At 73.5% G+C, this 20,887-nt stretch carries 18 protein-coding genes; 2 read left to right on the top strand and 16 right to left on the bottom strand.

The window, feature by feature from the left end; genetic code table 11:
- The first annotated feature begins 19 nt into the window (after positions 1–19).
- On the top strand, positions 20–955 hold the full coding sequence (locus O7600_RS23940; protein ID WP_281590745.1) for an RDD family protein: 936 nt from the start codon (positions 20–22) through the stop codon (positions 953–955).
- A gap of 6 nt (positions 956–961) precedes the next feature.
- On the opposite strand, the gene efeB is transcribed toward O7600_RS23940, so the two are convergent.
- From efeB to O7600_RS23865, 15 genes are all read right to left on the bottom strand, one after another.
- The gene (gene efeB / locus O7600_RS23935) at positions 962–2,284 is read right to left on the bottom strand and encodes an iron uptake transporter deferrochelatase/peroxidase subunit (protein WP_281590744.1); all 1,323 of its coding nucleotides are present in this window, start codon (positions 2,282–2,284) and stop codon (positions 962–964) included.
- On the bottom strand, positions 2,281–3,411 hold the full coding sequence (gene efeO / locus O7600_RS23930; protein ID WP_281590743.1) for an iron uptake system protein EfeO: 1,131 nt from the start codon (positions 3,409–3,411) through the stop codon (positions 2,281–2,283). Before efeO ends, efeB begins: the two co-directional genes overlap by 4 nt.
- A gap of 29 nt (positions 3,412–3,440) precedes the next feature.
- Entirely contained in the window at positions 3,441–4,388 is a 948-nt protein-coding gene (efeU, locus tag O7600_RS23925; protein WP_281590742.1) for an iron uptake transporter permease EfeU, read from the bottom strand.
- Between the two features lie 204 nt (positions 4,389–4,592).
- Positions 4,593–6,092 carry an adenosylhomocysteinase gene (gene ahcY / locus O7600_RS23920; RefSeq protein WP_281590741.1) on the bottom strand — a complete coding sequence of 500 codons (1,500 nt, stop codon included), beginning with the start codon at positions 6,090–6,092 and terminating at the stop codon, positions 4,593–4,595.
- A gap of 285 nt (positions 6,093–6,377) precedes the next feature.
- Complete coding sequence (manA, locus tag O7600_RS23915; protein WP_281590740.1) at positions 6,378–7,535, bottom strand: mannose-6-phosphate isomerase, class I; 1,158 nt, start codon at positions 7,533–7,535, stop codon at positions 6,378–6,380.
- A gap of 3 nt (positions 7,536–7,538) precedes the next feature.
- Positions 7,539–8,558, bottom strand: a complete 1,020-nt coding sequence (locus tag O7600_RS23910) for a cation diffusion facilitator family transporter (protein ID WP_281590739.1) — start codon at positions 8,556–8,558, stop codon at positions 7,539–7,541.
- Positions 8,559–8,586: 28 nt separating this feature from the next.
- Positions 8,587–9,783, bottom strand: a complete 1,197-nt coding sequence (locus O7600_RS23905; protein ID WP_281590738.1) for an SIS domain-containing protein — start codon at positions 9,781–9,783, stop codon at positions 8,587–8,589.
- Positions 9,780–9,986: a Trm112 family protein gene (locus O7600_RS23900; RefSeq protein WP_281590737.1), complete on the bottom strand. Its 207-nt coding sequence runs from the start codon at positions 9,984–9,986 to the stop codon at positions 9,780–9,782. Before O7600_RS23900 ends, O7600_RS23905 begins: the two co-directional genes overlap by 4 nt.
- Before the next feature lie 182 nt (positions 9,987–10,168).
- On the bottom strand, positions 10,169–11,146 hold the full coding sequence (locus O7600_RS23895) for a hypothetical protein (protein WP_281590736.1): 978 nt from the start codon (positions 11,144–11,146) through the stop codon (positions 10,169–10,171).
- A gap of 113 nt (positions 11,147–11,259) precedes the next feature.
- Entirely contained in the window at positions 11,260–11,943 is a 684-nt protein-coding gene (gene nfi, locus O7600_RS23890; protein ID WP_281590735.1) for a deoxyribonuclease V, read from the bottom strand.
- 43 nt (positions 11,944–11,986) lie between these two features.
- Positions 11,987–12,493 (bottom strand): DinB family protein, encoded by a 507-nt coding sequence (locus tag O7600_RS23885; protein WP_281590734.1) that lies wholly within the window; start codon positions 12,491–12,493, stop codon positions 11,987–11,989.
- Positions 12,490–12,942 carry a hypothetical protein gene (locus O7600_RS23880; protein WP_281590733.1) on the bottom strand — a complete coding sequence of 151 codons (453 nt, stop codon included), beginning with the start codon at positions 12,940–12,942 and terminating at the stop codon, positions 12,490–12,492. Before O7600_RS23880 ends, O7600_RS23885 begins: the two co-directional genes overlap by 4 nt.
- The gene (locus tag O7600_RS23875) at positions 12,939–17,237 is read right to left on the bottom strand and encodes a toxin glutamine deamidase domain-containing protein (protein WP_281594253.1); all 4,299 of its coding nucleotides are present in this window, start codon (positions 17,235–17,237) and stop codon (positions 12,939–12,941) included. The genes O7600_RS23880 and O7600_RS23875 overlap by 4 nt, the downstream gene beginning before the upstream one ends.
- A gap of 24 nt (positions 17,238–17,261) precedes the next feature.
- The gene (locus tag O7600_RS23870; RefSeq protein ID WP_281590732.1) at positions 17,262–17,618 is read right to left on the bottom strand and encodes a hypothetical protein; all 357 of its coding nucleotides are present in this window, start codon (positions 17,616–17,618) and stop codon (positions 17,262–17,264) included.
- Positions 17,619–17,621: 3 nt separating this feature from the next.
- Complete coding sequence (locus O7600_RS23865) at positions 17,622–18,035, bottom strand: YbaB/EbfC family nucleoid-associated protein (RefSeq protein ID WP_098743612.1); 414 nt, start codon at positions 18,033–18,035, stop codon at positions 17,622–17,624.
- An 81-nt stretch (positions 18,036–18,116) separates the two neighbouring features.
- Here O7600_RS23865 and O7600_RS23860 point away from each other — a divergent pair, with 81 nt between their 5' ends.
- Positions 18,117–19,349: an SUKH-3 domain-containing protein gene (locus tag O7600_RS23860; protein WP_281590731.1), complete on the top strand. Its 1,233-nt coding sequence runs from the start codon at positions 18,117–18,119 to the stop codon at positions 19,347–19,349.
- Between the two features lie 6 nt (positions 19,350–19,355).
- On the opposite strand, the gene O7600_RS23855 is transcribed toward O7600_RS23860, so the two are convergent.
- The gene (locus O7600_RS23855) at positions 19,356–20,795 is read right to left on the bottom strand and encodes an aldehyde dehydrogenase family protein (RefSeq protein ID WP_281590730.1); all 1,440 of its coding nucleotides are present in this window, start codon (positions 20,793–20,795) and stop codon (positions 19,356–19,358) included.
- Between the last annotated feature and the right edge of the window lie 92 nt (positions 20,796–20,887).

Below are 20,887 nucleotides of genomic sequence, written 5' to 3'. Positions count from 1 at the left end.
CCTCCCCCGTGAGGCGTCCATGGTGTTCACTGTCGGGGTGCGCGCGCAACCTCCCCCACCGCCCCGGTGGGCCGACGCCGGTCTGGTCAGCGGCGAGGCGGTGGAGCTGGACGTCCGGGTGGCCCGGCTGGGCTCGCGGTTGCTCGCCCTGCTGATCGACCTGGTCGTCCAGGTCGGCCTCGCGCTGGTGCTCGGTGCGGCGCTGTCGCTGCTGGTGCTCACCCTCCCCCGGGACGTGGTGGACGCCGCCCTGGCCGGCGGGCTCCAGGTCGTGCTCGTGGTGCTGGTGCTGGTCGGCTACCCGGTGGTGATGGAGCGGTTCGTCGGCGGCCGGACGGTGGGCAAGCTGGCGGTGGGCCTGCGGGTGGTCCGCGCCGACGGCGGCCCGGTCGGGGTGGGGCAGTCGCTGACCCGGGCCCTGGTGGGGGTCGCGGTGGAGTGGCCCGGCCTGGTGCTGCCGTTGCTGAGCTGGGCGGCGAGCGTGACGGTGATGCTCACCGACCCGCGGGGCCGGCGACTGGGTGACCTGGTGGCCGGCACGCTGGTGGTGCACACCCGGGCCACCGGGGTGTGGCGGCCGTTGCCGCCGGCCGCGCCGCCGCTGATCGCCTGGGCGGGCACGCTCGACCTGACCCGGGTGGACGACGCGCTGGCGCTGGCCGTCCGGCAGTACCTGGACCGGCTGCACCAGCTCGCCGCGCCGGACCGGGTCCGGCTGGGCCGGGAGCTGTGGGCGGAGGTGGCCGCGGTGACGTCGCCGCCGCCGCCGTGGGCCGCGCCGGAGTGGGCGTACCTGACCGCGGTGCTGGCCGAGCGGGCGCGCCGGGCTGCGTACCGGCTGGGTCGCGCCCGCGCGGTGACCGCGACGCTCTGGCCGGAGCTGGCCCCGGCCGCGCCGCCTCCGGCCGCACTGCGGCGCGCCGCCCCGGAACCCGCCGGTCGGGTACGCCGCTGAGCCGGCTCAGGAGAACAGCGCGCGCCCCCACCAGTCGGCCGCGTCGCGCACGCCCGGCGGGCAGGCGAACAGGCCGCTGGAGACGTGCCGCAGGTATTCGTTCATCGCGTCGTTGCGGGCCAGCCGGGTCTGGATCGGCACGAACTGTTTGCGCGGGTCCCGCTGGTAGGCGATGAAGAACAGCCCGGCGTCGAGCCGGCCCAGCCCGTCCGAGCCGTCCACGAAGTTGTAGCCGCGCCGCAGCAGCCGGGCGCCGTCGTTCTGGTCCGGGTGGGCGAGCCGCACGTGGGCGTTCTCCGCGATGACCGGTTGACCGTCGTCGCCCGTCGCGGCGAAGTCCGGCTCGTCGAACTCGTCGCGCCTGCCCAGCGGGGCGCCGCTGCCCTTGGTCCGGCCGGTGATCATCTCCTGCTCGGCCAGCGGGCTGCGGTCCCAGGTCTCGATCAGCATCCGGATCTTGCGGGTGACCAGGTAGGACCCGCCGGCCATCCAGTCCGGGCCGTCGCCGGGCTGCACCCAGAGCTGCTCGCGCAGCAGGCCGGCGTCCTCGGCCTTGAGGTTGGCGGTGCCGTCCTTGAACCCGAACAGGTTGCGCGGCGTCGCCTGGTCGCGTGAGGTCGACGAGGTACGCCCGAAGCCGAGCTGCGACCAGCGGACGCTGACCACGCCCATGCCGATCCGGGCCAGGTTGCGGATGGCGTGCACCGCCACCTGCGGATCGTTGGCGCAGGCCTGGACGCAGATGTCGCCGCCGGACAGCTCCGGCTTGAGCGCGTCGCCGGCGAAGTGCGGCAGCTCGGCCAGCGCGGCGGGCCGCCGGTCGGCGATGCCGAACCGGTCCCGGCCCTGGGCGTCGCGGAACAGTGACGCGCCGAAGCCCACGGTGACGGTCAGCTGGGACGGGGGCAGCCCGAGCGCCTCGCCGGTGTCGTCGGGCGGGGCCTCCGGCATGCCGCCGACGGCGCCGATCAGCCCGGCGTCCTTGCCGGCGGTCATCCGGGCCGCGGCGGCGGTCCACTCCTGGAGCATCGCGACCAACCGGTCCCGGTCCTTGGTGACCACGTCGAACGCGACGAAGTGCAGCCGGTCCTGCGCCGGGGTGGTGATCCCGGCCTGGTGCTCGCCCTGGAACGGGACCGCCCCGGCGGCCGTCTCGGTGGCCGATGCCCGGTCGCCACCGGCGAGCAGCGCGCCGGCGCCGGCGGCCGCACCGGCGACGCCGGCCACCCCGACACCGGCCAGCGTCATCGCCCGTCGCCGGGAGACCCCCCGAGCGGCCTGCTGGCTGTTCGGCTCGCGCGTCGCGTCGCCGCCGGTCGGCGTGGTCATCGGGCGACGGCCGCCGCGACCTTGCTGACCGGCTCGGCCAGCGCGTTGATGCTGTCCGACAGCTCCTTCAGCTCCGCCTTGCTGAGCTGGGTGTGCAGCTTCCACCCGTCGCCGGCGCGGTGCTTGCCGAGCGCCGCCTCGACGTTGGCGAACTCGCTGTCGAGCTGCTTGACCAGGTCGGGTGCGCGCTGCTCCAGGGCGGGGCGGAGCGCGGCGACGGCCGCCTTCGAGCCCTCCAGGTTGGCGTTGAAGTCCCACAGGTCGGTGTGCGAGTAGCGCTCCTCCTCGCCGGTGATCTTGCCGCTGGCGACCTCGTCGAGGAGGGCCTTGGCGCCGTTGGCGAGCTGGAGCGGGGTGAGCTTCTCGGCGTTGGCCTTGGCCACGATCGCCTTGACGTCGACCAGGAGCTGGTCGGCGATCGGGCCGTCCTTGCTGACGTCGCCGCTGGTCCAGAGGTCCTTCTCGATCCGGTGGAAGCCGGTGAACTCCATGCCCTCCTCGACGACCTCCTCGCGGCCGTCGATCTTCGGGTCGAGGTCGCCGAAGCTCTCCGCCACCGGTTCGATCCGCTCCCAGTAGGTGCGGGCCACCGGGTAGAGCGCCTTCGCCTTCGCCACGTCGTTGGCCTTGACCGCGGCCACGAACTCCTCGGTCTTCGTCAGCAGCGCGGCGGTCTGGCTCTGCACGTAGCGCTGGTAGCTGGCGGTGGCCTCGGTCAGCGCGGCGTCGGGGGCGACGCTCGCGGCGGTGCCGCTGACCTTCAGCGCGCCCCGGATGCCCCGGCCGCTCATGCCCGGCTTGCAGGCGGTCTCGTACGTGCCGGCGGGCAGTTCGACCCGCAGCTCGCGGCTGAGTCCCGGCGCGATGTTCTCCACCTCGCCCATGACCCGGTCGCCCGCGGCGTAGACGTAGAACTCGTTGACCTTGGAGCCGGTGTTCGTCACCTTGAACGTGACCTGGCCGGCGTCGATCTCCGTGCTGCCGACCTCGCAGGCGGTGTCGGTGGCCTTGACCGCGATCGGCCCACCGGCCGTGGCGTCGGCGTCGTCACCGCCGCCGCAGCCGGCCAGTCCGGCGACGGCGAGCAGCCCGGCAGCGGCGGGCGCGACGAATCGAGTGGTACGCATCGGTGCGGGTCTCCTCGGAAACGGGCGGGTCAGGCGCGCGGGGACGGGACGGCGGCGGCGTCGACCGGCGCGGGCTCGGCCGGGGTCGCGGCGGGCCGGGCAGGCTCGACGGGCTGGGCCGGCTGGGCCGGCTGGGCGGGCTGGGCGGGCTGGGCGGGCTGGGCGGGCTGGGCGGGCTTGCGCAGGAAGAGCACGAGCACCGGCACCGCGTACGCGACCCAGGCGACCAGTTCCAGCACGGTCGGCGCGGCGGTGATGTTGAACATGCCGGCGAGCAGCGCGCCGTACCAGGCGTTCGGGTCCAGCGTGGCGGAGATGTCGAAGGCCTGGTCGTTCAGGCCGGGCAGCACGCCGGCCTCCTGGAAGTCGTGCACGCCGTACTTGAGGATGCCTGCGGCCACCAGGATCAGCAGCGCGCCGGTCCAGGTGAAGAACCGGCTCAGGTTGATCTTCAGGGCGCTGCGGTAGAGCCCGAAGCCGATCACCACGGCGGTGACGATGCCGCCGATCAGGGCGAGCAGCGAGCCGGCGCCGGTGCCGCCGGCCACGCTCTCGGCGGCGGCGTAGAAGATCAGCGCGGTCTCCAGCCCTTCCCGGACCACCGCGAGGAACGCCATGCCGGCCACCGCCAGCGATCCGACGGCCAGCGCCTCGGTCAGCTTGCCGCGCAGCTCACCGGCGATCGAGCGGGCGGCCTTGCGCATCCAGAAGATCATCCAGGTCACGAAGACCACGGCCGCGACCGAGGTGACCGCCTCGAAGAACTCCCGCGACTCGGAGGTGCGCAGCAGCGAGGTGGAGGTGTACTGGATCAGCGAGCCGAAGACGACGGAGAGCGCCACGGCCGCGCCGACACCGGCCCAGACCTGGGGCAGACGGTCACGCCGCTGCGACTTCACCAGGAAGGCGATCAGGATGCTGACCACCAGGGTCGCTTCCAGGCCCTCCCGCAGGCCGATCAGGTACGTGGCGAACATCGGTTACTCCGTAGTCGGTCAGGCATGCCTCAGTTAACTTAGGGCAGCCATACCTTGCTCCTGATCCGGGGGTGACGTCAAGTTGTTCAGGACAACGTCACCCTGGTCGACCGATGCCCGACACCCGCCGGACCACCCGCGTACGCGAAAGGGACCGGGGACGGCCGCGCGGCGGCCGACCCCGGTCCCCTCCGGGAGTGGGACTCAGTAGCGGTAGTGGTCCGACTTGAACGGGCCCTCCGGCGAGACGCCGAGGTAGGAGGCCTGCTCCTTGGTGAGCGTGGTCAGCTTGGCGCCGAGCGCGTCCAGGTGCAGCCGGGCGACCTTCTCGTCCAGGTGCTTGGGGAGCACGTAGACACCGATCGGGTATTCGTCGGTCTTGGTGAACAGCTCGATCTGGGCGATCGTCTGGTTGGCGAACGAGTTCGACATCACGAAGCTCGGGTGGCCGGTGGCGTTGCCCAGGTTCAGCAGGCGGCCCTCGGAGAGCACGATGATCGCGTGGCCGTCGTCGAAGCGCCACACGTCGACCTGCGGCTTGATGTTCTCCCGGGTGACGTCGCTGCGCTTCGCCAGGCCGGCCATGTCGATCTCGTTGTCGAAGTGGCCGATGTTGCCGACGATGGCCTGGTGCTTCATCCGGGCCATGTGCTCGTTGGTGATGACGTCGAAGCAACCGGTCGCGGTGATGAAGATGTCCGCCTGCTCGACCACGTCGTCCAGCGTGGCGACCTGGTAGCCGTCCATCGCCGCCTGGAGCGCGCAGATCGGGTCGACCTCGGTCACCACGACCCGGGCGCCCTGGCCGCGCAGCGACTCGGCGCAGCCCTTGCCCACGTCGCCGTAGCCCATGACCACGGCCATCTTGCCGCCGATCAGCACGTCGGTGGCGCGGTTGATGCCGTCGATGAGGGAGTGGCGGCAGCCGTACTTGTTGTCGAACTTGCTCTTGGTCACCGAGTCGTTGACGTTGATCGCCGGGAAGAGCAGGGTGCCGGCGCGGTGCATCTCGTAGAGCCGGTGCACGCCGGTGGTGGTCTCCTCGGTGACGCCCTTGATGCCGGCGGCGATCCGGGTCCAGCGCTGGTTGTCCTCGCCGAGCGAGCGGTGCAGCAGGTCGAGGATGACCGCGTACTCCTCGGAGTCGGCGGACTCGACCGGCGGCACGACCCCGGCCTTCTCGAACTCGGCGCCCTTGTGGACGAGCAGGGTGGCGTCGCCACCGTCGTCGAGGATCATGTTGGGGCCCTGGCCGTCCGGCCAGGCGAGCACCTGCTCGGTGCACCACCAGTATTCCGGCAGGGTCTCGCCCTTCCAGGCGTAGACCGGGACGCCGGCCGGCGCCTCGGGGGTGCCCTCGGGGCCGACCACGATCGCGGCGGCGGCGTGGTCCTGGGTGGAGAAGATGTTGCAGGACGCCCACCGGACCTGCGCGCCGAGCGCGACCAGGGTCTCGATCAGGACGGCGGTCTGGACGGTCATGTGCAGCGAGCCGGTGATGCGGGCGCCGGCGAGCGGCTGGGCCTCGGCGAACTCGCGCCGGATCGCCATCAGGCCGGGCATCTCGTGCTCCGCGAGCCGGATCTCCTTACGCCCGAACGCGGCGAGCGACAGATCCGCCACCTTGTAGTCGCCCTCGGCGAGGGTGCTCGGCCGGGCGCCGGACGACGAGCCGCTGGTGGCCGCCGGAAGGGTGCTGGTCATGGAAGCTCCTGTCGAAGGAAGTGCTGCGCAGCCTTCCACCTTACGCGCGTGGGCCCGCTCACCCGGTGCCGGTTGGCGCACGGGGACAGCGGGCGGGCGGCGGACAGCGCACGGGGCGGTCGGTCGTGAACGGACTTTCCGCCCACGGCCCGGCCGCCCCGTGCATCCCCCCGGTTTGGTTCCCCGCGCGTTCCCGGACCTTCGTCGCGACAACGCTGCGTACCCATAGAGTCACACTGAGCAACCACTCCGTCAAGCGTTTCGGGAAAGTCGGACTTGCTCCGGTCAGCGCAGGCCACAGGTGGCCACGAACGCCTCCCCGTCCCCGCCGAGCGCCAACGGGCCGCCCGCGGCCGTACCGACCGCCGCCTGGCCCGCGCCGAGCGTCACCACACCGACCCCGTCGTCCACGGTCAGCTTGCCGGACCGGCAGAGCACCACCCGGGGGCCGGGCAGCGTCAGCCGCACCCCCGGCGACCCGGCGGCCACCTCCACCCGGTGCAGCGCGAAATCCTCCACCGGCACCGGCCAGGTCAGCACGCCGGGCGCCACCGGCTCGGGCCGCACCACCGGGTCGGCCAGCACCTCGAACCGCAGCACCCGCACCAGCTCGTCCACGTCGACCCGCTTCGGGGTCAGCCCGCCGCGCAGCACGTTGTCGCTGGCCGCCATGATCTCCACACCGGTGCCGCGCAGGTAGGCGTGCAGGTTGCCGGCCGGCATCCAGATCGCCTCGCCCGGCGCCAGCCGGACGTGGTGCAGCAGCAACGCCACCACCACGCCCGGGTCGGCCGGATAGCCGGCGGCCAGCGCCCGCACCAGCGCCGCGTCCGGCGAGGTCGAGCCGGCGGCCGCCGCCGACACGGCCGCCACCAGCCCGGCGCGCTCCGCGTCCGGCCAGCTCAGCAACGCGCGTACGGCCTCCCGCAGGCCCGCCGGCCCGGTGCGCAGCGCGGCCACCACCGGCTCCAGCGCGGCTACGCCGAACGCGGCGATCGCCGCCGCCGACGCGGCCGGGTCACGGAAGCCGCAGAGCGCGTCGAACTCCGAGAGCGCGACCAGCAGCTCCGGCTTGTGGTAGGGGTCGACGTAGTTGACCCGCCCCACGTCGGCCGCGTGCCCGGCCCGCGCCTGCTCGGCGTCCGGATGGGCCTGCAGGCTCAGCGGCGCGTCCGCGGCCAGCACCTTCAGCAGGAACGGCAGCCGGGTGCCGAACCGGCCGACCAGCCGCTCACCGAGCCAGTGCCCCGGCTCGGCGACCAGCAGCTCGGTCAGGCTGACCGGGCGGCCGTCCCGGTCCACCGTGGCCGGGGCGCCCGGGTGGGCGCCGAGCCACAGCTCGGCCTCCGGCCCGTCGCTCGGCACCGGTCGCCCCTGCAACGCGGCGATCGCGGTCCGCGAGCCCCAGGCGTAGTCCCGGATCCGCCCCTGCAGCAACTCCATCGGTCAGCTCCCGGAACGCCCGGCCACCTCGTCGGCCGCCAGCGCGTCGGTGGTCGCGGCCTCCGGCACGGCCGTGTCGGCCGCCTGCCCGGTGCCCGCCCGCTCCGCCGCGGCGCTGTAGATGTCGGGCTCCAGGTAGATCACCCGGGCGATCGGCACCTCGCGGCGGATCCGCGCCTCGACCGCGTTGATGCCCCGGGCCAGCTCCTCGGCGCTCTCGCAGGCCGGCACGGCGATCTTCGCGGCCACCATCAGCTCCTCCGGGCCGAGGTAGAGCGTCTTCATGTGGATGATCCGCTCGACCTCCGGGCCGCCGGTGACGGCCTGCTCGATCTTGGCCAGCTCGCTGCGCTCGGCACCCTCACCGAGCAGCAGGCTCTTGGTCTCGACCGCCAGCGTGATCGCGATGATCACCAGCAGCACGCCGATCATCGCGGTGCCGGCGGCGTCCCACATGCCGTTGCCGGTGATCAACGTCATGCCGACGCCGAACAGCGCGAAGACCAGACCGACCAGGGCGCCGAAGTCCTCCAGGAGGACCACCGGCAGCTCCGGGGCCTTGGCCCGGCGGATGAACCGGACCCAGGTCTGCTTGCCCCGGACCAGGTTGGACTCCTTGATCGCGGTGCGGAAGGAGAAGCCCTCCATGACGATCGCGGCCAGCAGCACCACCACCGGCACCCACTGCCACTCCGTGATCGCGTGCGGGTCGGAGGCCTTGTGGTAGGCCTCGTAGAGCGCGAACAGGCCACCGAGGCTGAACAGCACGATCGCCACGATGAACGCGTAGATGTAGCGCTCCCGGCCGTAGCCGAACGGGTGCTGCGGCGTGGCCTCCCGCTTGGCCCGCCGACCGCCGATCAGCAACAGGCCCTGGTTGCCGGAGTCGGCCACCGAGTGGATCGACTCGGCCAGCATCGACGACGAGCCGGTCAGCAGGAACGCGATGAACTTGGTGACGGCGATGCCGAGGTTCGCCGTCAGGGCGGCGACGATCGCCTTCGTGCCCCCGTTTGCGCTCATTCCCCGCCTCGCTCGATGCCGCACGTGCTCACTGGTTTGCCAGCTCCTTCATTTCCGTGACGGCCGGAACGGCCATCGGGTCCAGCCCGTGTGCCAGGGCGAGGTAGATCGAGGCGAAGTCGGGGACCGCGACCAGCGAGGCGAGCCGCTCCAGGGCGGACCCGCCCTCGGCGGTGACCACGTCGCAGCGCACCCCGCGCCGCTCGGCGAGCGTCTGCACCGCGTCCGCGCGGCGCTCCTCCACCGCCAGCGGCTCGTCGGTGTCGTCGTCGGCGTTGAGCCCGCCGTCGCGCAGCAGCACCAACCGCAGCCGGGTGCCGTCGGGGTCGTCGTCGCCCGGGTCGGCGAAGATGTCCCGCTCGCCCTCGGCCAGCCCACCGAAGACACCGTCGAGCAGGCCCACCCGACCCCGGCCGGCCTCGCCCAGCGCGCCGGTGACCACCGGATAGCGGGCGTTGGCGGACAGCGTGTCACCGAACCGGCGGGCGGCCACGGTGGCCAGCGGGGACGAGCCCCAGACGATCGGGATCGACCCGGACAGGCCCAGCGCCAGCGACTTCGCCGGGTTGACGAAGGACTCGGCGGTCGGCCGGCACCGGTCGGCGTCGGCGTCCAACCGGGCCGCCGTCTCGGCCAGGTCCGCCTCGTTGACCTTCACGAGCCCGAGCGTACGGGCGGCGAGCAGGACCGGCACGGTGAGCGCCCAGAGGCTGGCCCGGGCCGGGGCGCGCCGGGGCACCGGGATGAACGGCGCCCGGGCCCGCTCGGCCACCGACTGGAGTTGCGAGTCCGGCGCGCCGACGGCGACCAGCCGGGCCCCGCGCCGGTGCGCCGCCTCGGCCGCGCCCAACGCCTCGGGACTGCGGCCGGACGCGCTCACCGCGATGACCACGTCCGCCGCGCCCACCCAGCCGGGCACGCCGGCGCTGCGGTGCGGAATGACCGGCACCGGGCAGCGCGGACCGGCCACGGTCGCCAGCACGTCCCCGGTGCGCCCGGCGGTGCCGATGCCGGCGATGACCACCGCGCGGGGGCGGCCGTCGTCGCCGAGCACGGACAGGTTCGCCTCGGCCGCCAGCGCCGCCGACTCCCGCACCTGGGCGCCCGCCGAGGCGGTGAACCGCAGCATCCCGCCCGGATCGCGCTCGGACAGCAGCGCCGGATCGTCCAGCAGGGCCTCGTCCGCGTGCCGGTGCCCGCTGACCCCGGCCGTACCCTCCATCACCGCGACGACCCGCCACGCGCGTCGTCGCCGGCGGGGCCGCCGCGCGCCTCGTCCAGGAGCAGCACCGGGACGTCGTCGCGCACCTCGAAGACGCGGCCGCACTCGGTGCAGGTGAGCGTCTGCGCCTGCGCGTCGTAGTCGAGCGGGGCGTGGTGCGTGTCCGGGCAGGCGAGGATCTCGAGCAACTGCGGGTCCAGGGCCACGGCGCGGCTCCTTCCACGTATGTGGTCTCACCGGTCGGCGGTGCCGTCCGGCGCACGCGATCTTATCGGCGAACCGGCCCCGGCACCGGGTCCCGTTCGGCACCCGGCGACCGACCTCGCGACCGGGTCACGCCGCCATCACTCTTCGTCACGGTAACCCCGGGCACCCGTCAGGTTCCGGCTCAGTCCGGCATGCGGGGCAACACGCTGGTGGCGTCCGCGCCCTCGGGGGCGCCACCAGGCGCCGGCGAGGTGGGTGCGGGAGCGGGCGGCGCCCCGTACACGTTGCCGGTCGGCCGGGGCAGCGTCGCGCCCCCGTACACCGTCGGGGCGGGCCCCGGCGTCCCGGAGCGGTAGGTGGTGCTGCTGCTGCGCGGCAGCGGAACCGGCGGATGGTCGGCCGCCGGCACGGCGTCCGACCGGTCCGCGCGGCTGCGCCGCACCAGCAGGACGATCAACGCGGCGCCGACGAGCACCAGCCCGATGCCGAACCACATGATCATGGAACCTCCGAAGGACGAGTCGTCGGCCGCGGCCCCGGCGGCCGGGTCGACGGCCGCGACGACCGGCGCGCTGCCGGCCGTCTCGGCCGGCGTGGTCACTGCCGCGCTGGGCGTGGGGGTCGGCGAGGGCTTGCGGGAAGGGCTCGCGCTCGGCGTGGGCTGCGCGCCCACCAACCGGGCCGACCGGCCGGCCCGGCCGAGCACCTGGCCGTTCGCCGCGCTCGCCTCGCCGGCCAGCTCCAGCCGCCCACCGACGACGCCGTCCGCGAAGGCCACCCGGTAACGCACCGTGGCGCCCTTGCCCTTGCACAGCGGCTTGTCGACCGGCGCCACCTGGGCGGTGGCGACCGCGCCCCCGCCGCCGGAAACCGGCACCGGCGTCCACCGGCGACCGGCCGCCACCTCCACCCGGACCTGGTCCGCGCGCAGGCCCTCGACCCGCAACCCGAGCGCGGTACGCAGCAGGACGCAGCCCTCGGTCCGCTTCCGCACCTCGATCGCCACCACGCCCGGCGACCCACCGGCGGTGAAGCTGGCCGCCGAGCGCAACCCCACCCGGTCACCCTCCGCCAGGGCCGGGGCAGCCGGGGCGGCCACCAGGCCACCCAGCAACGCGCCGACCGTGGCCCAGCGCGCCGCGTGCTGCCTCACCGACATCTCCACCTCACCGTTTCCGTCCCGGACGGGATCCGCCGGTGAGGTTACTACCCGGCCACCCGGGCACCCGCCCATCGAGCGCTCCACATGTGTGCCGCGACACGCCGCCACGGTCAGCCCCGGTCGCCACCCGCCGCGAGCGCCCGGCGGCAGAGTTGGTCCGCCGTCCGGGTCGTCTCCGGAAGCCGGTACCGGGGTGTCAGGGCCAGTACCCGCTCCACCGCGTTGTCCAACCCCATCCGGTGCCCGACGCTGACGAAGACCGGCCTGGTCCCGTCCCGCGTCCGCAGCACCCGCCCGACCACCTCGTCGCGGTCGCGCAGCGGCGACCACTCCCCCCGCCGTGGCCCCGGCCCGGTCCAGGTGCCGACCAGCGAGGTCTTCCCGACCCCGATCGCCGGCAACCCGGTCACCAGACCCAGATGGCAGGCCAACCCGAACCGGCGCGGGTGCGCCACCCCGTGCCCGTCGCAGACCAGCAGCTCGGGGCGGACGGTGAGGCGGTCCAGCGCCGCCAGCAACGCCGGCATCTCGCGGAACGCGAACAACCCCGGCACGTACGGGAACGCCGGCCGTCCCACGGCCACCGCCTCGTCCACCACGGCGAGGCTGGTGGCGTCCAGGACCGTGACGGCCGCCGCCAGCCGGTCGCCGCCGGTCGCGTACGCGACGTCCAGGCCGGCGACCGTCGCGGGCGCGGCCGGGCCGGGCCCGACCAGGTCCACCCGGGACCGCAACTCCTCCTGTACGCGGCGCGCCTCCGCCTCGTCGGCCGGTGGCCGGTAGCGCACCGTCACGACCGCTCCGCACCGGGCTCGCCCCGCCGCGACGTCCGAGCCGTCACCGACCCACGCGCCCGTCGATCCGCTCACGGAGCAGGTCGGCGTGCCCGTTGTGCCGGGCATACTCCCCGATCGCGTGCACCAACACCTCCCGCAACGTCACGATCCGGTCCCCCCGGTGACCCCTCACCTCCAGGTTCGGCGCGGCGGCCACGTACCGCTCGGCGAACGCGACCTCGGCCCGCCACGCCGCCCAGGCCTCCTCGACCACGGCCGGTTCGGCGACGGCACCGGTGAAGGGCTCGTCCGGGTCGCCGGTGGGCCAGATCCGCACCACGTCCTTGCCGGCCAGCGTGCGGCGGAACCAGTGCCGCTCCAGCTCGGCGAGGTGCCGGACCAGACCGAGCAGCGACATCGTCGACGGCGGCACCGACCGGCGGGCGAGCTGTTCCGGGGCGAGCCCGGCGCAGGCGAGTTCCAGAGTGAGGCGCTGGTGCTCCAGGTGGGTGATGAGCAGGCTCCGCTCCCCTTCGGGGGCACCGTCGGAGCGGGGGTGTTCCGTCACGTCTCAGGAGCTGTCGAGGCGATGGTCGGGTCGGCGGCGGGGTCACCGGCCTGTTGAAGCTGCTCCTCGAACATCACGAAGGTCCTACGCCGGATTCCCTTGATGAGCGCCGCCTCCTCCGGCGTGTAGGCCCGGTTCTCGGCGATGGCCTGCTGGGCGATGGCAGCCACGGTCTCGTAGAGCGCGAAGACCGGGCCATCGCCCCGGAGACTCAGCCCGCGCTCTTCTTCGACTCGTTGCACGAAGCGGTCGGCCGAACGCACGAAGATCTCGCCACCCATGGCGAAGATGATCTCGTCGATGATGTCGTTGGCGGGGTGCCAGCCGCCGGTGCCACGGTCCAGCCGCCAGGCAGCGAGTCCACCGTCAGCCGTCGGAACGATCTTGACGGGGTTGTCGTAGTAGTCGTAGTAGCCGGCGAGGCCGAGGCTGTTCGCTGCTTCCGTCATCGCTGCCCACCACTCAAGGTCGATTGGAGCGCAGCCCAGAAGTGTTCGCGCTGCCGCCGAACGATGCCCTTCCGGATCGCCGCCTCCTCGACCGAGAGGGTACGTCGCTCACTCCCGGACACCGCCTCCAGGTCACGCCACACCTCGAATAGGGAGTGCTCCCATTCCGCGACGTCGTCCATGGCGGCAAGGTGAAGTCGGAACTCGGCGATGTGCCCGGTTGAGGTTCGCAGCGAGAACTGGATGTCTCGATAGCCGCTGTCCTGGGGTTTGCGGAATCGATCGTCGAAGTCCGCTATCTGAACACGGGGATCGGTGCTCAGACTCGCCAAGCCTGCGTAGAGATCGTTCAGTGTCCGGTACGACACCCTGCCCGCGGCGAGATCCCGGAGGCGGGCGGCATTTCCGCCGTTCCGGGCGATCTTGTCCTCGGCTCGTACACGGTCCTTGGGGCCGGGCCGCGGCTTGTACTCGGCTCCGTTCGCCGACCGCTCCGCCAACTCACGTCCCAACGAGTCCAGCTCGCCCTGCGCTATCGACGCCGCCCGATAGAGCTGATCCAGATACTGCTTCTGGTAATGCGAGTCGACAGAACGCGCTCTGTCGAAACCCGGTTGAAGGGCCACAGGGCGCTCAGCCTCGAATCGCTCGCTGACGCTGATCTGCGCCGGTGTCAGAGGCGTCGGTTCGACCGGAGGTGTGGGAGCCGCGGAGACGGCTTCGGCGCCACGCTCACGAATCTCATGCAGGACGTCGTCCAGAACGTCGATCGCCTTCTGGTGGCTTGCCAAGTGATGCAGCGTGACCGGGCGCGCGGTCAGGGAATTGGCGAGTGTGGGCGTCGCGAGCATCATCCGTACCAGGTCGGGCCGCTCCGCGAGCTGCCCTACCAGCGTCTCGGCCAGCAACTCCTCCCGCCGCGGCGGCGCCTCCCAGCTCTGGTCGAGCATCCGCTGCGCACGCGGGTCCGCGAACAGCCGCTTCAGGTCGGCGGCCGCGCTTTCCTCCAGCCCCGGCACCAGCCGTCGCAGCGTCGGCCCGTCGGCGTGCTGGGCCAACTCCAGCGGCGTCACCCCGACCGCGAACGCGTCGTCCAGGCTGCCGCTCGTCGCCAGCGCGTCCCGAACGTAGATCCCGGCGGCGAAGCGGGCCGCGTGTGCTTCCCGGTGCGCCCGACGGATGTCAGCCGGATCCGGCTCGATCGGGGGCGCGCTGCCGGGCGGCGAGGTGTCGCTCGGTCGGTGGAAGGTGGTGGACTCGCCGAGCAGGTGGACGCGGTTGAAGTCCGGTGGGTTCCCGCCGTCGGACGGCGGTGGGTCCGGCGGGCGTGGCGGCGCCGGCCGGGGCGAGGGCTCTGGCAGGACGTTGAAGGTGCCGGGCGGCCGGCCGGCGAGCGGCATCGGACGGCCGTCCGGGCCGAGCACCAGCGCGTCGACGCCGACCACGTTGCCGGCGAACGACGTACCGCCGTGCCGGTAGAGCGGTTGGTCGGCGACCGCGCCCGTCTGCGGGTCCAGGTAGAGGACCGTGCCGTTCTGGTTCAGCGCCACCCAGGCGTGCGAGCCGCCACCCTCGAAGCTGGTGATGAGGAACGCGTAGCTGCCGTGGCCCCCAGCCGCCAACTGCGCGTGCAGGTCCCGGTAGCCGCCCTCGACCAGCGTCCGCCGGGCCGCCCCGGTGACGCCCGGCCGACCGGGTGCGGTCAGGTTCTGGAAGCGTCCGCCGGTCGTCTCCTCGACCCGTAACGGGCCGTCCACCTCGCCACCCACCGGGCGGCGGACGTCTCCCGCCAGGTAGCCGTCGAACGTACGAGGAGCGGCGACCCGCGGCCGGCCGTGCACCCAGGTGTCGTAGAACGAGAGCGTGCAGTCGAGGCAGTTGATCCCGCGGGTGGCGTCCGCGCTCGGCCCGCCGTCGTTCGCCAACCGGAACCATCCGCCACGTCGGGGGTCGGCCGTGCGTACCACGCTGCCGTCCGGGTTGCGCGGCATCTGCCGTTCGAGGTCCGTCTGGTGCAGGGCGAGCGGAGGCCGGAGGCCACCACGAATGCCGTAGGGACGGGACTGGTCGACCGAAGGAGGGTGCCGGTTGCCGGTGAGCGCGGAGTGGTCGGGCGTCTCCACCGCGCCGAGGGCAAGGTCGGCCACATCGTCGTTGATCCGGTAGAAGTCGAGGTCGTCCTCGACCATCACCCGCTCAGGCACGACTCTTCCGGCGAGGACGTTCCGCGCCTCGTCGCGCAGCTCCGACGCTTCCAGTGCGGCTTCGTGAGCTTCCCGGTGCCACTGTTCGGCTGCCAACGTGCGACCGTCCCGGCGTAGTGCCGTGGCTTGGGCGGCCCAGTCACTGGCTCGTTCCTCGTGATAGTCGGCACGTTCGCGGAGCCAGTCCGCCCTGGTCTGGCGCCGGCGGTCCTCGAACCACTCACGCTGGGACCGCAGGTAACCGCCGTAGCGGCGCCGATCGAGGGCCTCCCGGTCGGCCACCAAGCGCGCAACTCGTTCCCGCAGGGTTTCCACATTGGGCGGAGGCGAGTCGAGCGGGTTGAAGACGGCAGGCGGCGGGTTCGCGGAGTGGGCGGGGGCCAGCGTCTCCAGCAACGGGAAGCGGGGATTGGGCGCCGGCCGTGGATCCGGCCCGGCACCGGGCGTGGCCGGGTGCGGCCCGACCTGCGGGTGAACCGGTGGGGTCGGCAACGAACCGGGTTGCCCGCCGCCGACTCCGAGGGCCGGACGGTCCAGCGTCGACGGCGCGGCCGGGTGCGCGGCGTCCACCGCCGGCGGCGGGGACAGCGTCGGCGCCGCCGCCGCGTGCACCGGCGCAGCGGGGGACGGACGACTTACGTCGACCGTCGCCGGAGGCGAGCCGGTTCGCGGCTCGGTCGGAGCGGTGACCGACGTGCCGGCGGCGGGCACCTCTACCGCGACCGAGGAGAGCGTCGGGCTCGTCGCGACGGCCGGGTGCGCCGAGTCGCTGGTCAGGACACTCGGGGACGGGTGGTCGGCCGGATGAGACGGCGGCCGGGCGGTCACGTCCGGTGCCGCGCCCGCCGGTTCTGCCGACACGACCGGCTCGGTGTCCGCGCCGGTCAGGGCCCGCGACAGCGGGGCGTCGGCCATGGCCGGCGGTGGGGCCGGCGTCACTGCCTCCGGGTTCGTCCGTGGGTGGCTGACCGCCTGATCGCCACCCCAACCCGACGGGGACGGTTCGGGTGTCCGCTGGCTCGGCACCAGCCCCACCGGGTCGGGCGGCGGTGGCACGTCGAAGCCCACGGGTGGCGCCGTGAATCCGCCCAGCTTCGCGTCGAGCCGGTGGTGCAGCGCGGTGTCGGCCTGCCCGGTGGCCGAGCCGGTCGCCCCGGAGGCGGCGGCGCGTGCCAGATCCTCCAAGGACGGCCCGTGGCCGGTGGCGAGGCCGGCGGCGGTCTCCGCGAGGCTCTCGCCGGCCATCTCCCGGCCGAAGCGCTCCCCGATCTCGGCGAACCGACCGCTGGCGTGCCGCCCCAGACTGGCCAGGGGAGCGGCGGCGCCGCCGGCGAAGCCGCCGAGCCCGGACGTGCCCACGTCGGCGAGGTCCAGGCCGTCGCGGCGGCCGGTGGTGTTCTGGTACGCCTGGGTCGCGAGGCTGGTGCTCGCCTCCTGCCCCGCCTCCACGAGACCGCCGAGCACCGCCCGCCGCGCGAGGCCCTTGGCGCCGCTCTTCGCGACCTCCTTGGCGGCCCGTTCACCCGCCTCCTTCAGGCCCTCCCGGACCGCCTTGCGGGCCAGATCGGCCACCAGTCGCCGGAAGATCTGCTGCACGGCCATCCGGGTGGCCGTGATCGCGGCACCGGCCGCCGGTGACGCGGCGCCCGCGGTGAGGACGGTGACGACCGCCAGGGACAGCAGCTCCACGACCAGGATGCCCAGCTCGATCCAGGCTTCCAGCTTCGCGCCCTCGATGTCGCAGCCGCAGGAGTCGACCAGCCGACCCAGCTCGTCGGTGGCCGACACCAGGACGTGCAGCGGGGCGTCCTCGCCCCCGGCCACCCTGTGCCAGGCCGTGTCGAACGCGTGCGCCACCAGGCCGACGCCGCCGTACCCGCTCTTCACCTCGCCGGCGGCGGTGGTGGCGTCGTCACGCGGCCCGGCCAGGACGCCGGCCACGCCGTACCACTGGTCGGCCAGGTCCCAGACGGCGCGCTCGTCGCCCTCCGGCCATTCGACGCCGACCACCCAGTCGAGCGCTTCGTAGATCCAGCCGGGCACGTCCCAGGGGCAGTAGTCGAGCGGGTGCGGGATCGGGCTGGGCAGCATGCTCACGCGCGGATCCTCCGGTGGTCAGCGCCAGGGCCGGTGCGGGTCGTGCCTCTGGTGCGGAATCTTGCCGAGGTCACGGGCGTTGCTCAGATCTGTCTCCACGGTGGCGGCGACCGAGCGCACCACGTCCGACCCGATCCCTTCGAGGGACCGGCCGAGAAGCTCCCACGCGCGCAGCAGCGTCTCGGCGTAGCGCTGGTAGTGCTTGTCGAACGCGGCGCCGATGTCGTCCCGCCCCCACGGCCGTTGCCCACTCGCCGCGGCGATCGGGTCGCCGGTCTCCCGGCGGGCCCCGGCCACGGCCTTGCCGGCGAGGCTCAGGTCGGCGCCACCGCGACGGGCCCGGTCCGGGTCCAGCCAGATCTCTCCCCCGGCCACCGGTCAGTCCCCACGCGACAGCACGGTGTCGGCCCGGCCGAGCAGCGCACCGAAGTCATGGGTGTGGAGGAACTCGACCGACGGCGAACCGGGCGGCAGGTAGCCGGCGACCAGCTCGCGGGTGGCGCTGGTCGCGGATGCGGACGCCCGCAGCACCGTTTCAGTGATCTTGCGGCTCAGGGCCCGGGCGTCCCGGTCGTGGAACACCGCGGGGCTCACCTCGACGCTGATCAGTTCGCCTCGCGCCCCCACCACCGCGGTGACCTGACCATCGTCGGAGCGTTCGGTCACCCGCAACTCGGCCAGTTTGGACTGAAGTTCCTCCAGACCGGACCGGAGTCGCTGGTATTGGCCGTACACCTCGTCGAAGCGCGTGCGCAGCGCACGGTTCGCATCCCGGTCCGCACTCTCAGCCACCGCCGAATCCCTTCCGTCACCGTGGGTAGGGCCGACCATACCGGGTGCCACGAAATCCGTGGGGTCCGGTAATTTCAGGTGGTGATCGAGCGACAGCAGGCCGAGCAGATCGCCTCCGTGTGGGCCCGGCGTGACTCCGACCGCCTGGGCTTCCCCTGCACCCCGGTGGTCGAGGAGTTCGACCTGGGTTACGTCGTGCTCTCCACCGTCTCCACCGACGCCCGGGCCCTGCCCGGCGACCTGCCGACCACGGTCATCGACAAGGAGACCGGCGAGGTGTCCACCTGGCCCCGGATCCCGGCGGTGGCGGTCGAGGAGATGTACCGGCAACGCCGGCCGGCCGAGCCCCGCGCTCCCCGCACCGTCGACCCGGCCGCGCAACTGCTGCGCGAACTGGTCCGGCTGCCCAAACCGGGGGCGGCGGCGCACCTCACGCTGGACGGCCGGCTGCACGTCGCGCAGGGCGCGAAGGGCGACGTCGAGCTGCGACACCATCCGCTCGTGCGGGCCTACCTGGACGAGCTGCCCCCGGGCCACCTGGTGCGCGGCGGGGAGCGGCACGCCGAGATGATCGTCGTCTCCGACGCGCTGCACGACCACGACCACCGCCGCGCCGCCGACGGGCTGCCGCCGCTGACCCCTGAGGACGCACGCCGACTGCTGGGCACGAGCCGGATCGAGTTCTTCCGCATCCGCGAGGCAGGCGATCCGGCCGGCGGGCCGGCGGACCTGCGATGCGAGTCGTGCATCCGATTCCTCGTGCACGTCGGCGTACTGCCCTGGCCCGAGCTGGCCTACGCGGAGGAGTGGCACCCGGAACCCCAGACACCTCCCGACCCCGACCGGTTCCCCGCCGAGGTCGCCGACGCGCTCGTGGTCGCCGGCTGGCGGCCCCACTTCGGGGACGAGGTGTCCGCGGCCACCTCCGTCCGGAAGGTCGGTGAGGTCAACGGGAGCAGGCACAGCCACTCGTCGTTCCCGGCCGCCCTGGCGACCCTGACCGCCTTCCCGGGTCTGGTCAGTGCCCGTCAGGGACCGGGCGAGGCGGCGTGGATCTCCCGGTTCGAGGTGCGTCCACGGAAGGTCGCCCACACCGCCGACACCCTCGCCGACTTCGGCGCGGTCCTCGGCGCCCGCCTCTTCCCCCTCGGCAGCGAACGCCAGGAGAGCATCCTCGCCGTCGACGAGCACGGCCGGGTCTTCGCCCTGGACCAGGCCGGCGAGTGGTTCCTCGGCGCGGACGTCGACGCCGCTCTCACCACCCTGCTGCTCGGCCGCGCCGCCCCCCGGGTCCGCGACGACGGCACCTGGTGACCGGTCCTACAGCGCCACCCCGGTGAGCACCATGACGCGCGGCTCGGTGTAGTCCTCCATGGCGCTGCGCAGCCCCTCCCGTCCGACCCCGGAGCCCTTCACGCCCCCGTACGGCATCTGGTCGGCCCGGTAGGACGGCACGTCGCCGATGATCACGCCGCCGACCTCCAGCGTCCGGGCAGCGGTGAACGCCACGTCCATCCGGTGGGTGAACACGCCGGCCTGGAGCCCGTACGCGGAGTCGTTGACCGCGGCGAACGCGGCCCGGTCGGCCGCGACCGGGGTGACCACCAGCACCGGCCCGAACACCTCCTCGGCGCAGACCTTCGCGTCGGCGGGCACGCCGCTGAGCACGGTCGCCGGATAGGTGGCGCCGTCGCGCCGGCCGCCCACCTCGATGGTGGCCCCGGCGGCGACCGCCTCGTCGACCCACGCCTCGACGCGCTGCGCCGCCTCGACGGACACCAGCGGGCCGACGTCGGTCGCCTCGAAGCGGGGGTCGCCGGTGCGCAACTCCTCGACGGCGGCGACGAGCCGGGGCAGGAAACCGTCGTAGAGCCATTCGTGCACGTAGACGCGCTGCACCGCGATGCAGGACTGCCCGGCCTGGTAGTTGGAGAACGTGGCGATCCGGTGGGCGGCGAACGTCAGGTCCTCGTCCGCCGACCAGTCCTCGCAGATGACCGCGGCGGCGTTGCCACCCAGTTCCAGGGTGACGTGCTTGTCCGGGGCGGCGCGGCGGATCGCGGCGCCGACCGGCCCGGAGCCGGTGAACGAGACCACCGGCAGCCGGGGGTCGGCGACCAGGTCGGCGGCGCGTTCGTTGGGCAGCGGCAGCACCGAGAACATGCCCTCGGGCAGGTCGGTCTCGGCGAGGATCTCGCCGAGCAGCAACGCGGTGAGCGGGGTGGCCGGGGCCGGTTTGACGACGATCGGGGCGCCGACGGCGAGCGCCGGGGCGACCTTGTGGGCGACCAGGTTGAGCGGGAAGTTGAACGGGGTGATGCCGAGCACCGGCCCGCGCGGCACGCGCCGGACCAGCGCGATCCGCCCGGTCGCGGCCGGATCGGTGTCGAGGCGTTGCAGCTCGCCGGAGAAGCGACGGGCCTCCTCGGCGGCCCAGCGGAACGTGGAGATCGCGCGCCCCACCTCCGCCTTCGCCCACTTGACCGGCTTGCCGTTCTCGGCGGTGATCAGCGCGGCGACCTCGCCGGCCCGTTCGGCGAGCCGGCGGGACACGTGGTCCAGGGCGGCGGCGCGGGCGTGCGCGGGCAGGGCCGCGGCCTGCGCGGCCACCCGGGCGGCGCCCGCGACGGCGGCCTCGACCTGGTCGGCCGTGGCGAGCGTGGTACGCCCCACCGGCAGCCCGTCGTACGGGTGGGTGACGGTCAACTCCCGCTCGCCGTGGGCGGGGCGGCCGGCGACATAGAAGGCTCTCGGCTCCACGCTCGGCAGCGTAGACCACGGACGCCCGCGCGGAAACAGTTGCTCAAACCCTTGTCTGCCTCGGATTCAGTAGCCAAGATGGCAGTCAGATT

This window comes from Micromonospora sp. WMMA1998 (assembly GCF_027497375.1).
GTDB lineage: Bacteria > Actinomycetota > Actinomycetes > Mycobacteriales > Micromonosporaceae > Micromonospora > Micromonospora sediminicola.
The sequence above is the reverse complement of the archived record's forward strand: the minus strand, read 5'-3'. Positions and strand labels throughout refer to the sequence as shown.